Here is a 13802-nt window from a genome sequence, read left to right on the forward strand (position 1 = left end):
CAGGACTATTGTGAGGAAAATTCAAAATTTTTCTGTAATTATGTTTATTATTTAACGTTGGCAATTTGATGGAATCTGATTTTAAGGACAAAAAGATAAAAGATTCGTACTTAAGACTGTTTACATATTGTGACAGGGAGAATTATAAGGGTTACGATCCATATGACAGCCTGAATAGCAGGTTTTTTAATAGGATCCCCGTGATTTCGAAGAATTCACTGGTTAAGTTAGCCTGGACTCAGTTTTTTAAGCGTTCCCCCATTAATTTGCGTAAATACGTCGGAATAGATAAAGAATATAATCCAAAGGCAGTGGGGTTGTTTCTTCAATCGTTTTGTATCCTTTACAAGATAGAGCCCAAGCCAGAGTATCTTGATAAAATCAGGCATTTTTCGGACCTATTGTTGGAAATGCAAACTCCAAATTGGTCCGGAAGTTGTTGGGGGTACAATTTTGACTGGCAGTCTAGAGCGTTTTTTCAACCAAAGTTCACGCCAACAGTCGTAGCGACTACGTTTATTGGATCGGCAATTTTGGACGCGTATGAGGCTACTTCGGACAAGAAATATTTAGACACCGCTAGAAGTGCTTGTGATTTCATCCTGAAGGATCTAAATAGAACCTATGATGAGAAGCGGGAAGCATTTTCGTTTTCCTATTCTCCTCTTGATCAAAGTGTCGTTTACAATGCGTCCTTGTTAGGTTCTAGATTATTGTCTCGTGTCTACAGTTTCACAAAGGAACCTGAGTTAATAGAAGAAGCAAGAAAGTCGGTGCTTTTTGTTTGCCAAAATCAACAAGACAATGGTGCATGGTCCTATGGTAGATATGATTTCCATCAATGGATAGATAATTTTCATACCGGGTATAACCTAGAGTGCATAGCGGAGTTTTTAAAGCATGCTGAGTCAGATGAGTTCTCTGAATGTTTGAACAAGGGCTTGGATTACTATTTGAATACGTTTTTCACTGAGGAAGGAATTCCCAAATACTACAGTGATAGCATATATCCAATAGATATACATGCCCCTACCCAGCTTATTATTACTCTTCATAAACTAGGCCTCTTTCAGCAATATAAAGAAATGGCGCAAAAGGTATTGGCTTGGACGATCGATCATATGCAGGATCCTGAGGGATATTTCTACTATCAAATTAACCGCTTTTTCACCTCTAAGATTTCTTATATGAGATGGTCCCAAGCTTGGATGTTTTTAGCGCTAAGTATTTATCAGTTGGAGGACAAAAAGGGAGGAGATCGATGAAGATATGGATCGATTTTATTAATAGCCCTCAGGTGAGTTTTTTTGAGCCTCTAATCGAAGAGCTGACAAGTAGAGGTCACGAGTTTGTTCTCACCTGTAGAGATTCGGCAAATACGGTAAAGCTGGTAAGGCAAAAAGGCTGGGCCCACCAAATTGTTGGAGACCGAGTAGATAAATCCCTTTGGAAGAAGCTAGTCGCATTTCCTTCTCGAATTCATAAACTGCGAAGTTATTTAAAAGGGCGATCAGTAGATGTGGCCATTTGTCAGAGCAGTTTTTACTTACCGTTGACCGCCAGGCTTCTAGGAATTCCTTCCATTTATACAAATGACAACGAGCATGCAATTGGAAACATACCCAGCTTTCTGTTTGCTGATAAAATATTTATTCCTGAGAATTTGTCTATTGAAAAGATCAAACGTCAAGGGGCACGAATGAGTAGAACCTTCCAATACCCAGGAATAAAAGAAGGTGTTTATCTATGGGTCAAGGGTTCCAAGATAATTGCAGAGCGGTCGAAGCATGAAGGGGATCAAAAGGTGATTTTCATCCGTCCTGAACCACAGACGGCGCAATATTATTCAGGAAAGTTAAACTTCTTAGACGATTTATTACTTGAGTTACAGAAGGAATATAAGGTCACTATTTTGGCTAGAGATCGTTCGCAGCTAGAGCACTATACTCAGCCAAAATTTGAAGGAATTTACGTTCCAATTGATCCAATTCCCTTCGACGAGGTAGCGATCAATTGTAGACTTTTTATCGGTGCCGGTGGTTCAATGACTAGGGAAATGAGTATGATAGGAATTCCTACTATTTCGGTTTATCAGGGGGAATTATTGGATGTAGATAAGTTTCTGATTCAAAATGGGTATATGGTTCATCAGCCGGATCTGAGCCTTGATTTTATTTACAATATCCTAAATCAATCCAAAGAAGCAGGGGCTAACAGTGCTTTACTAATAGAAAAGGGCAAAGAGGCCTATGAGTTATTTAAGTCTGAATTATTAAATCTTAAGAAATGATAAGAGCTGGAATTGTCGGATTAGGTAAAATGGGCCTTTCCCATTGCGCGATCTTGGGAGCAAATCCCCGCGTTAATCTAGTAGCAGTTTGTGATACCTCTACCTTAGTGATAGATGGATTCACGAAACACACGTCTGTTGCGTGTTTTACTGATTACAAGAAGATGATAGATACGTCTGATCTTCAATGTGTAGTGATTGCTTCTCCGACCAAGTACCATTCGGAGATGGTACATTACGCATTAGACAACAACCTACATGTATTTTGCGAGAAGCCCTTTTCGTTAAAGCCCTCAGAGGGCAGGATTCTCGCAGAAAAGGCGGAGTCACTTGGGCTGGTCAATCAGGTAGGATATCACAATAGATTCCTTGGTACGTTTCAAGAGGTTCAACGCTTGTTGAAAGAAAATGTACTTGGGGAGCTCTATCATTTTCTGGGGGAATCGTATGGGCCCGTAGTCCTTCGCGAAAAAGGCAGCACTTGGCGATCTGAAAAAGGTCAAGGTGGTGGCTGCCTGTATGACTATGCTTCTCATACCATTGATTTAGTTCATTTTTTATGTGGAAGAGGGGTGAAAGTTGGTGGAACTAAGTTGAAAAGCATCTATTCCAAACAAGTGGAGGACGCAGTTTACAGTACGCTAGAGTTGGAGAATGGGCTGTCAGGACAGTTATCTGTGAATTGGAGCGATGAGACTCACCGCAAGATGAATACACAGGTAACGATATTGGGTAAAAAAGGAAAAATCATTGCAGATGCAACAGAGGTTAAGATTTACCTTAAGGAAGCTAACGAAAAGCAAAAGTTACGAAAAGGGTGGACTGTCAAATATTTAACCGATCTTACTGATCCAGTAGATTTCTATCTGAGGGGTGAGGAATACAGTTCGCAGATAGATCATTTTGTAAAGTGCATCGAAGATCGTTCGATTCAAAATAAAAGTACATTTAGAACAGCCTCATTTACTGATGAGGTGATTGGATTATTGATTTCAGATTCAACGGTATAAAATTATGGACAGAGTATTATTTGGTGATAACCAGTTTTTTGGTGTAAATCATGCTTCTGATGAAAAAGCCCGAGCCCAGACCATCCGTTTTCAGGATAACCGAGCGATCATGGATGTGTTGGACATTGCTATTGATGAAGGCATAAACACCTTTATGTGTACTACCCATGATAGAATTGAGTATATATGCAATGTAGTGCGGGATAATCCTAAATACCAGGACTTTAAGATTTATCCTTGTATGCCTTATGCCCACAAATATGCAAACGCTGTCACAGAATTAGGGATATTGGGAACGGTTAAGCAGTTTGTGCCAGGCAATGTGTTCAGCACGTTTGCTAAGGGAGGTGTTGCTTTCATGAAGAAGGATTTTGCCAGTCTTGCCAAACTCATGATAGATGCGGAGCTCAAAATGTTCAAAGGTATCAATACTCCGGTAATTTGGATGCAGAATGTCATTACCGACCTACTTCTCGGGCTTGGCATGGTCGATTTTCTGGTTGCGTTTTATGATCATGTAAAAGAGAAGCACGGTGCGGAGCCCGGCTTTATTACGATGAACCTTCCCTTATTACTCGATACATTGGAGCAGGCAGGTATTAGAAATCCTACGATATGTGCTTCCATCAATCAGATAGGATTTAGGATGTCTGGTGGCAAAGAGCTGTATGAGAAGGTAATAGCCCAAAAGAGGTGCAAATTAGTGGCCATGCAGGTACTTGCAGCTGGGGCAATCCCTCCTAAGGAAGCTTTTCAATATGTCTGTTCTTTGTCTGGCGTCGATTCAATCCTATTTGGAGCGTCCTCACGTGCAAATATCAAACAATCAAAGGGGTTAATTGATTCTTTTAGTGCCAGAAGAATTTAGTTGATGGTGAATTAGGAATTTGTATTTTGAGCGTACGTCATTTTATAGGAGTATGAGGGTTTTTTTGGTCAACAATTATTCAATGGAAAACGCCTTTCGTTTGTGGAAAGAAGGGACTAGTGGAAGTCATCACGTTTGGGGCAAAGTAGAGCTCGACGAACGCGGAACGGTAGAGATGATTTTGTTTCCGCACGAAAAATACAGGTTTCTAAACAAGATCGGAAAATTGTTTGGCATCTCACACCTGGACCAGCAAATTAGGATTCTGGGGAGCCTTAGTGAGTTTGATGTGCTATATGCGCCCTATTCTATGGCGAATACCAAGCTTCTTGCGGTACTCAAAATTTTCGGTCTTTTCAGAAAGCCGATTGTAATAGCGGTTCATCAACCCTTTTTGTTTGCTAGATCAGAGAGCCGTTGGATGCGCTGGATTTCGAAGGTAATTTTGATGCAGTTTGAGTCCGTGATTTTTTTGAGCGAGCCATTGATGCGTGATACGGTAGGTCGGTTAAATATCCCTCCAAAAATTGAAAAATCCCGTTTCTCCACGGCCCATTGGGGCCCGGATCGCCGTTTTTATAAGAAGTTTAAAATCGACATTCCCCTAGAGTCTTGTGATTATGTGATTAGTGCTGGCAATACCGATCGAGACTATGAGACAATTATTGAGGCTTTCAGGTATATTGATTTTAAGTTGAAGATCTTTTGTAGCAAGAAATCTCTTCCGAAAATAGATAATCTGCCTCCAAACGTAGAAATTCACTCGGAGGTTATCCCCTATTTTCAACTTTCGGACCATTATTTGCATGCACGATTGATTCTCATACCCTTTTTGTATCCTATGAAAAAGGAGGGTTGCCAAGGAATGACAGGGATTCAAGACGTATTGGCATTTCATAAGCCTGTTGTTATAACAAAAAACCCCTACCTGAATATGGATGTAGAGGAAGAGGGGTTTGGTGTTCAAGTGGAAAAGCAAGACGTAGAGGGGTGGAGAAATACCCTAAATGGACTGATCGAAGACTGGGATAGATTAAAGACTATGCAGAGCCGTACCAAAGTCGTACTTGAGACAAAAATGAATTCGGATATTTACGCGGAAAAGTTAGAAGAAGTGCTTTTAAGTCAGAAAAATAAGAAATGATCAAACTGAATTTTTCCAAATTTTATTTTTGATATTTGTTTTCATGAAAATATTGTAATCAGGAATTATGGATTTGAATGAATTTGAGAACATCATTTATGATAGTAACTCTCTTTATTCATGGGATCGGCTGAATGAAGCTAGATTTTTAAATAAAGTATTGTTTGAACTTCATGAGCTACTGGGTAGTGGTTTTCATGATTATGTGTTTTTTGTATTTTCGGACCACAATAAGGGTAGGATTCCGAGTAGTTTACACTTTATTACCCCAAAAAAGAAGATATTAATTTTTGTGTCGGATGAAACTGGGGCTGATCCGAGTAGGTATTCAGAACACTACCATGCAATATTCAAGGCCTATATTGGCGAGGGTGATTTTTCTAAAAATGTATTTCCATTTCCACTGGGATACGTAAATGAAGTTCCTGTTTTTAAATCCTTACCTGTAGTTGAAAGAAGCATCAGTGTGTTTTTTAGAGGAAATTTGAATACTAATAGAATTGATTTTTATAGGAGCCTTTCAGCGTGGTTTCGGGTTTTCCCTTCCAAAAGGCTCTTGAGTCATAAGATTTACAAGCGACTGTTGCTGTGGCTAAGACGGGATTTTAGTCTAAGTGTGCCGAATTCCATTTTGATTTTCAACGAAAGTTTCAAAAGTGGGTATTCTCTTGAGTGTTACGGTAAGATTTTATCCGATAGTAAAATTGTGTTATCACCAAAGGGCTTTAGTAGTACGGAGTGTTTTCGGATTTACGAGGCTATGCGGGCTGGTTGCGTAATCATTTCGGAAAAGCTTCCCAATATATTTTTTTACAAGGAATCTCCGATCATTCAGATCACTAATTGGAGAGAGGGGCTAAGAATTGCAAACGAACTGCTGGGCGATGAGGAACGGCTCCAGCGCTTACAAGATGAAACAATGGCATGGTGGGAATCTAAATGTTCGGAAAAGGCCACGGCTTCTTACATGTTGAGCAATTTGTTGAAATTGGGCGATAGTGTCGTAAAGTAACCGAGTATGCGACTGCTAGAGCCATATTCTGTGGTATAACCAACTGGTTTTCCATTTTAACAAAAGAAATCAGGCTGCCAACGGCAGCCTGATTTCTTTGTTTAAATAGTGTTTTGGATATGAGCCTTTCCTGCCAAGGGTTAGCAAGCTCATCTGCCAAACTTTAAGGCTAATGTTGGACAATAAACCTCAATCGCTGTGCTTCGCCTTTCTTATTCGAAACACTCAACAGATAGGTGCCATTTTTCAAGTCAGCAGTGGATATTGTGATTGTTCTATTGGAACCCATCACGAAATCAGCGGGATGAATTGCTTTGACAAGCTGACCAGCCATGTTGTGAATCAGGATGAATTGAAGTTCGCTATCTGAGTCAACGACTAGGTTGGTATATTCATTGGCTGGATTTGGATACAACAATGCACTTGTCTTGGACTCAAGGACCTGAACCACATCCTCTGTCTGGGCTTGTTCCATTTCGCGGTAGCCCCTCATATTGTTTCCAGCAAAAAGGACCCTGCCTGTTTCATCCACGATTCCGATTCCTGCCACTATCGCATTGTTTACACTGGCGATAAAGTCTAAATTGAGAGTGCCATCTGTCACGGAGATGTTTTTAAAGGTCAGTTTTACTTCTTTGTTTCTGAACTCAGCAAACATGTCGAGGTTCGATTTCACTTTTACACCTTCTACCAAAATATCAAATACTCGTTGACCGGCCCTTTCATCTCTTCCATTGAGACCAAAATAGGTTTCTTTGTGGTAGGTCTCTACCGTATAGATACCATTTGGAACAGGAATTGCGTAGTTTAGACGCGGAGCAAACCTACCGCTTATGAACAGGGGTTCAGTGCTTGCAGTTGAGTTGTTGCTGATGTTGGTTCCGCTGGTTTTAAGATAGTCAGCAGGAATTCGGCTAAACGATGCATTCTGGTAAGATACGTTTCCTTGGCTGCCTGTGCTAAAATAGATTCCGATAGGTTGGGTCTCGGTGCTGGTTTTAACAATCGTTTCAGTGCTAGTCTTTTCTGTTGTTTCCGTGATTGGGACTAGCATGAAGCCAGATATTATCGCATTGTTTGCTGTTGCACGCAAATCCAGGTTTAATATGTTATCCTTTATTTCTACTATACCAAGATCAAGCTCTATTTCTTTGTTAGCAAACTCTACGAACATGTCTAGGTTTCTCTTCACTACCTGTCCTTCCACCAGGATGTCAAACACTCTTTGACCGCTTCTTGCAGTAGGGCCAGTTTTACCAAAATAGGTTTCGTGATGATAGGTTTTCACTTGATATTTGCCATTGGTAACTGGGATTTCGTAAGCGAGGTGTGTAGCGAATCGTCCTGCCTGAAAAAGCGGCTCTTTGCTAGCAGCAAGATTTGTGGAGATCCCTGTACTGCTGGTTTTTAGGTAGTTGCTTTGTGCGCCAAACCCGACTCCTTGGTAAGAAATTTCCGCATTACGGAATGTGTTTACAGCAATTGCAGGTATGTTTTGCTCAGGTGAAGGAGCAGGTGTTGTTTTATCTTCAACAGGTTTATCTGCAAGTGACGATTCATCGTATTCAGTTATTGAAATCCCTGAGATGATCGCATTGTTGACTGAAGCGGTTAATGTGATATTAAGCACATTGTTCGTTACGTTCACCTGATGGAATGTGAGAACTGTTTCCTGATTTGCATTTTCAAGGAATAGGTCAAAGTCCTTTTTAACGGTAGTCCCCTGTAAAGCGATGTCAAATACTCTTCTATTTGATCCACCAGGGCGCCCGTTCATTCCAAAGTAGGTCTCGTGATGATAGGTTTTAACAGTGTATGTTCCGTTGGACACAGGAATAGTCAATACCATGGTGGAGCCAAATCGTCCATTTTGGAACAATGGTTCGTTGCTCGCCTGCACATTGTTGCTGATACTGCTAGTTGACACAAAACAATTCAGGTTTTCGCCCTCGAAATTGTTGCCAGCAAAATCCACCGCTTCTGAGCTTCCTAGATTCATGAACAGTCGGGTGACGTTGGAGTCTCCTGTTTCGATAGGGGTATTTGAAGGAGCTTCTTTTTGTGGTTCGTCTCCACCGTCAACCGTTTCAACGTTCTCCTCAACTTCTTCTACAACCTCTTCGGTTTCTTCCGTATTCTCTATCTCCTCAATTTGTTCGTCAAGCAGGTCATTGCCTAATTTGAATAGTGCCACGGAGCTAAATGGCTGAATGTCTACTTTCCCGGTGAACAGTTCTTTTTGGGCATTGACAAAGGATCCGTTTAGAGCGATCGTCTTTATTGACGCTTGGTTGTTGTATTCGAACAGGATTTTTTCTTCAGGTAGTATATTATGTACGTTTACAGAGACTATTTCCAAATCGTCTAGAAGGTAGGTGAGGTTGGTCTCACTGGTTGCTATCATTAAGGAGGTTTTTTCAAGATCAATTTGAGGTGTCAAAATGGTTTGAAACTCTGTCGTTCTAGTGTCCAATTCAAACGTCGTCATGGAAGACAGATTGGCCCAAGGAGACCCTGTATGACGGAAATATACCCGAAGGGGTGCTTTTCGCTCGCCCTTTGCCTTGAATCTTACCAGATAGGTTTTGTCTTTTGAAACCTGTCCAATATCAATCTTCAGACTTGAACTGGTTGATCCTGTCCTCACCTGTAGTGTTCCACCTTCGATCCCGTCTTTTGACCAAGTTACAGTTGAGCTATTAGGTCCTACTCCGGAGGTGTTTTTGTCAAATCCTTGGTTTGGAAACAGGTTGTTACCGGTTTTTTCTTTTACTACAAATTTTTCAAAATCAACTGTGTTACTTTTGGAACCGGTATCTTTTCCCATTTCTTTGGCCCAACGATCCAAATTGTAAAAGTTTTCCACAAACGTTCCGGAACTGTTAGGGTTTCGGGTATAGATGCTGAATTCATCTCCGAATGGCCTAAAGAAGGTGTTGTTCCTAAGTTCTACCATTTGGGATATATCGTTCTTGTAGCTTCGGAAGGTGTAGGAGTTTTGATCAGCATATTTTGAAAAGAATGTATTTCCTTCAATTGTGATATTTCTTGTGTCTTTTCCAATATTGCTGTTTCCGATATTCAATAGCATATTTGAATTGAATATGGTGTTGTTTCGTACTTGCACATTGTACGAATTGGACATTTTGATGCCACTGTTTGCGTTGGCAATCGTGTTTCCAATGATCTCAATGCCGTTTGAATTATCATCTAGGAAAATTCCTTCAGCCTGCGGGTTAAAACCACTTCGTGTCATGTAAGCTAGACCACCTTTGCTACCGATACCATTTAGGATGATATTTCGCTCTATTTTTCGGCCATGGGTATCCGGGTTATTGTGTCCTCCGTAGGTATAGACTCCCCCACCATCGCCTTTAATCAAGCAGAAAGTATCGATGAAGTTTTGTCTTACCACGGTACTGGTACCATTGAATTGAATGCCATTGTATCCGATATTCGTCACCTTGTTTCGCTCGATTAGAATATTTTCAGACACCGCGAATATTCCAACGCCGCTACCATCACCGTTAGCGTTTCTGCCTGGGATGGACGCAGCGTCATTTACGGAATTATTTCGAATGATCGCCCCAGGATTGCCAAATCTTAAAAACATACCGTTGTTATAGGTACTGGATGCACTACTGCCGTCAATCTCCAAATTGGTGTGGCTCAGGATGTGCATGCCATTTTCGCCAGTAAATTCGACGTCTACACCTTTGATCTTGAGGTCGTCCCCGTTTCCGGAAAAGTATATGGCGTCTTTATTAGCACCAGAAAGGTGAAGGTTTTCCAACACTATGTGGTTTACCCTGCTGTTTTTGGTTAGTAAGTAGGGTAGGCTGGCATATTCTACTTTTGCCGAGGAGGTGTTTACATTTCCAAAAAATAGGCGGAGTTTTTTGGTCGAAGGGCTGAAATACCATTCGCCAAATTGATCTAGGGTATTTGGGTGATTTTGTATAAAGAAGCCAAACCCCTCTTTCGGAGAATAGGAACTACCTGAATTATCAAAGGTGATGGTGCTACCGGAATGGTTGGTCACTTTATGCGTGTCAATCACCCATTGAACCTTCTTGATCACGACCTCAGCATTCTGCCAATTGGACGATCCACTGGGAAATGTTCCAGATACCGTATTTGATCCATTCGTTGTGGCAATGGTAATGTATCCTTCATTTGAGGTATTGGCATTTGGAAACCGACCTAATTCAACTCGTTTTCCGTTCACTAGTACTACATTAACCTCACCTGTCGCCAACACGGACTTGCTTTCAAATATTGAGTTGCCGAGGTTGTTCCAGTCTTTCAACTCTCGAAATGATGTGATGATCGGTTTTGGGCCTGTGCCATATGCTCCAATTTTTATTGGATTGCCAGGACTACCTGAGTTTGTAATGTGGATAGTACCATAGAACCGCTCACCTCTCTTAAAGAAGATATTGTCTCCACCCTTTAGGTTAGGGAATATCTGGTTTAGTTTTGCGACACTTTTCCAAGGAGTGGAGGGGTTTTGTGCTTGAGTGCTTGTCCGATTATCATCTCCAGAGATATCTGAAAAATAATAGTCCACAGCAAATGCTGACTGGCAGAAAAATGCCAACCAAGCCAACATCATCAGTTTTACCGCTTTCGTTTTCATTGCCTTATTGTTTAAATTCCAAACTTTTAGTTTTTTTCGTTTCTGATCGCCAGTTACTTGGGTATTCATTTTGTCGGCGGTTTTTCGATCTTTATATTTCAAAATCGGTATTTTGATATTTGGAATTAAATTTTTTGCCTTTTGTATTATGCAATATGAAATTCTAATATCATCGCCTTATTGGATAATAAACAATAAGAAATTTTAAAAAACAAAAATCAACAATCAGGTATTTTTCGAAAACAACGGTGGGGAAGAAGAGCGTTTGGAGTACAAAAAATCTTTTTTGCGTTTTGCAACTTTAAAACTGTGGAACCTCCAATTTTCCGCTTGAAAAAATTTTTTCAATTTTTTTTGCAAAACGTCGCAAGTCTCGATCCTTCAGGTGAAGGCGAAATAAAAAGGTACAGTAGAAGTAAAGTGGGACAAATTTTTTCTGGTTGGCTGCTAAAAATAATACAGCCTTTCAATCAAGGGTGAATTGAATGTCTCCGATCTGAATTTCACGAAGTCTGCCCGCAGGATCCTGTGATATTTTCGTAGGCAGTTGCATTGCTTTCCCAGGATACTGCTCCCATAAGAGTTTACTAACTTTAAAGGTAGGGGAACTGGATTCAACCTTTACCATCAGAACTGCATTTGGTTGGGGTATAATGTTTGAAAAAGATAGGTTTTTTTGGTTGCTTCCAGCTTGAAGTTTAAAGGTGTGTGTCTCGGAAAGCGTCGCCCATGGGTTACCGACATTTCGCAGGTATAGTTGAATGAGTATGCTATCATTGCTTTCTAGGTCAATGGTTAGCTTGTAATGTGAAGAACTCAATAAGGGGCCTGTCTCAATTCTAACCCCAAGCGTGGATGAATTGCCCACAACAGACAGCGATTTTTGATCATATTTCACATCTGTACTGTTATTGATGGGGTTGATTTTTCCGGCCGGGAGTGACAGCAGATTGACAGACGCATTAGGAGAATGCCGCTCGATAGTTGGTGGACCGGTCAGAACTTCAATTTGAGGTTCAACCTCATGAACCATCCATTCATTTCGGTCAATATGGCGATCCTCTAATCTAAAGGGGAATTCACAGAAGGATGGATGAACGTGGCGGTTTCCTTTAAAAGCGATTTGGCCACTGAAATCTTCTTTACCAACAGCTACTCTGATTGATTTTTGTAATTCGTTTGTTGTGATCAAAAGATTGTTGAAGACGGAAATTTCCGAGATTGGATCTCCTAAGCTGTCATCTGAAAATGACAATAGATTGAGGCAGTCGAAAACCGTATTATCGTATAGTTTAATCTGGCGTGCATTGTGAATATTGATCCCGTTTCTGCTCATTTGACCAATGTGGTTACCACTTATTTCGATCCCTGATGCATTGTCATCAATATAAATCCCCTCGGCTTGTGGCCATTCTACCGAATGCTCAAATCGATTACCTTGTCGGGTTCCTGTTCCATTTAAGATAGTGTTGTCCCGTACTATACGGTTCACGAATGGTTGATTTCGTTTTCCTTCATAGGTGTAGATTCCACCTCCATCGTTTTTGGTGATACAAAAACCGTCAATGAGATTTTTTTCTACGATGGTACGGTTGCCTCCAAAGAAAATTCCCGTGTAGCCAATGTTAGTAAGTGTATTGTTTGAGATTTTACAGTTGTCGGAGCGAAGGTATATACCTATTCCAGATTGATCTCCGCTGTTTCCCATTCCAGCGAAAATGTTGACGTCTGATACCGTATTATTAGAGATAAGGGAATTTGGGGTCCCATACCGCAGAAATATCCCATTGTTGAATGAGTTTGAAATATGGCTATCCAGTATTTTCGAGTTTGAAAGATTTAGTATTCTGATTCCATCCTCTCCCGATCCAGAAACCAAACAGTTTTTGATCGTAACGTTGCTTCCTCCATCTAAGTAAACAGTGGATTTTGTGGACCCTGAAAAGCTCACATTCTGTACCTCAACATGGGAAATTCTCTTTGAATTTATCAGCAGATGATCCAGAATACTAATTTGAACAGGTAGTGGGTTTTTGTTTAGTTTGCCAACAAACACAGACAGGATTTGTTGGTTCATATCATGGTACCATTCCCCCGGTAGATCTAAGGTTTCGAGATGGTTTTGGATGAAAAAGCCATAATTGTCCGATGGATTGTAAGAGGTTTCCTTCTCAAAATGAATTCTTTGGCTATTTATAGAGGTAATCTTGCCTTTGTCGAGAATCCATTCGTTCATTCGCAAGACGATCTCTCCGTTAATAAACGGATTTAATTTTTCACCTTCCTGGTGAAGGATATGGTTGCCCTCGTCTGCAGTACGGTATTTCAAATATCCTTGGTTGGGAAATCTACCCATTTCTTTAATTTCTCCTCCATATGAAAGCAGCACAATCCGGTTGGATATTTCTGGGAGGTAATCAGATAGGTTAAATTTAGCGATTCCAGAGGAAAGATCGCTGTAGGTTGGAAGGGATAACCAGCCTGAAATAATTGGGGGATTTCCCTGTCCATAGGATGAAATCACTATTGGGGACCTAAGGGTGCCGGAGCTTTTTAGGGTAAGTTGGCCAAAAAACGTGTCGCCACACTGGAAGAAGATAGAATCCCCAGGTTGTAGTTTGTCCGAAATGTCGTTGAATTTCTCAATGCTTTTCCACGGTGTCGCAGGGTTGGATGCCTCCGATGCTGACCGTTGATCATCTCCTGATGAATCTGAAAAAAAGTAATTGGTAGCCTTACTTGTTGGGCAATTGAACACAATTGACCCAATAAGTAAAAGTATACTTGTGGAGAAAAGTTTCTTCATTACGTAAAGGATATGACGACCTTGAACAAGCTT

At 40.7% G+C, this 13802-nt stretch carries 8 protein-coding genes; 6 read left to right on the forward strand and 2 right to left on the reverse strand.

The window, feature by feature from the left end; translation table 11 throughout:
* The first annotated feature begins 266 nt into the window (after positions 1-266).
* The 6 genes from JJU34_RS20705 (at position 267) to JJU34_RS20730 (ending at position 6324) form a co-directional block, all read left to right on the forward strand.
* The gene (locus tag JJU34_RS20705) at positions 267-1265 is read left to right on the forward strand and encodes a delta-aminolevulinic acid dehydratase (RefSeq protein WP_228694341.1); all 999 of its coding nucleotides are present in this window, start codon (positions 267-269) and stop codon (positions 1263-1265) included.
* On the forward strand, positions 1262-2290 hold the full coding sequence (locus tag JJU34_RS20710) for a DUF354 domain-containing protein (RefSeq protein ID WP_228694342.1): 1029 nt from the start codon (positions 1262-1264) through the stop codon (positions 2288-2290). Before JJU34_RS20705 ends, JJU34_RS20710 begins: the two co-directional genes overlap by 4 nt.
* Entirely contained in the window at positions 2287-3300 is a 1014-nt protein-coding gene (locus JJU34_RS20715) for a Gfo/Idh/MocA family oxidoreductase (protein ID WP_228694343.1), read from the forward strand. Before JJU34_RS20710 ends, JJU34_RS20715 begins: the two co-directional genes overlap by 4 nt.
* Before the next feature lie 4 nt (positions 3301-3304).
* Positions 3305-4168 (forward strand): hypothetical protein, encoded by an 864-nt coding sequence (locus tag JJU34_RS20720; RefSeq protein ID WP_228694344.1) that lies wholly within the window; start codon positions 3305-3307, stop codon positions 4166-4168.
* 82 nt (positions 4169-4250) lie between these two features.
* A complete protein-coding gene (locus tag JJU34_RS20725) occupies positions 4251-5312 on the forward strand; it encodes a glycosyltransferase (protein WP_228694345.1) in 1062 nt (353 codons plus the stop codon).
* Between the two features lie 67 nt (positions 5313-5379).
* On the forward strand, positions 5380-6324 hold the full coding sequence (locus JJU34_RS20730) for a hypothetical protein (protein ID WP_228694347.1): 945 nt from the start codon (positions 5380-5382) through the stop codon (positions 6322-6324).
* Positions 6325-6493: 169 nt separating this feature from the next.
* On the opposite strand, the gene JJU34_RS20735 is transcribed toward JJU34_RS20730, so the two are convergent.
* Both JJU34_RS20735 and JJU34_RS20740 read right to left on the reverse strand, forming a co-directional pair.
* Positions 6494-10963, reverse strand: coding sequence for a malectin domain-containing carbohydrate-binding protein (locus tag JJU34_RS20735; protein WP_228694348.1), 4470 nt, complete (start codon positions 10961-10963; stop codon positions 6494-6496).
* A gap of 466 nt (positions 10964-11429) precedes the next feature.
* A complete protein-coding gene (locus JJU34_RS20740) occupies positions 11430-13769 on the reverse strand; it encodes a right-handed parallel beta-helix repeat-containing protein (RefSeq protein WP_228694349.1) in 2340 nt (779 codons plus the stop codon).
* Between the last annotated feature and the right edge of the window lie 33 nt (positions 13770-13802).

The sequence above is a fragment of the Lunatimonas sp. genome, assembly GCF_020832325.1.
Taxonomy (GTDB): Bacteria; Bacteroidota; Bacteroidia; order Cytophagales; family Cyclobacteriaceae; genus Lunatimonas.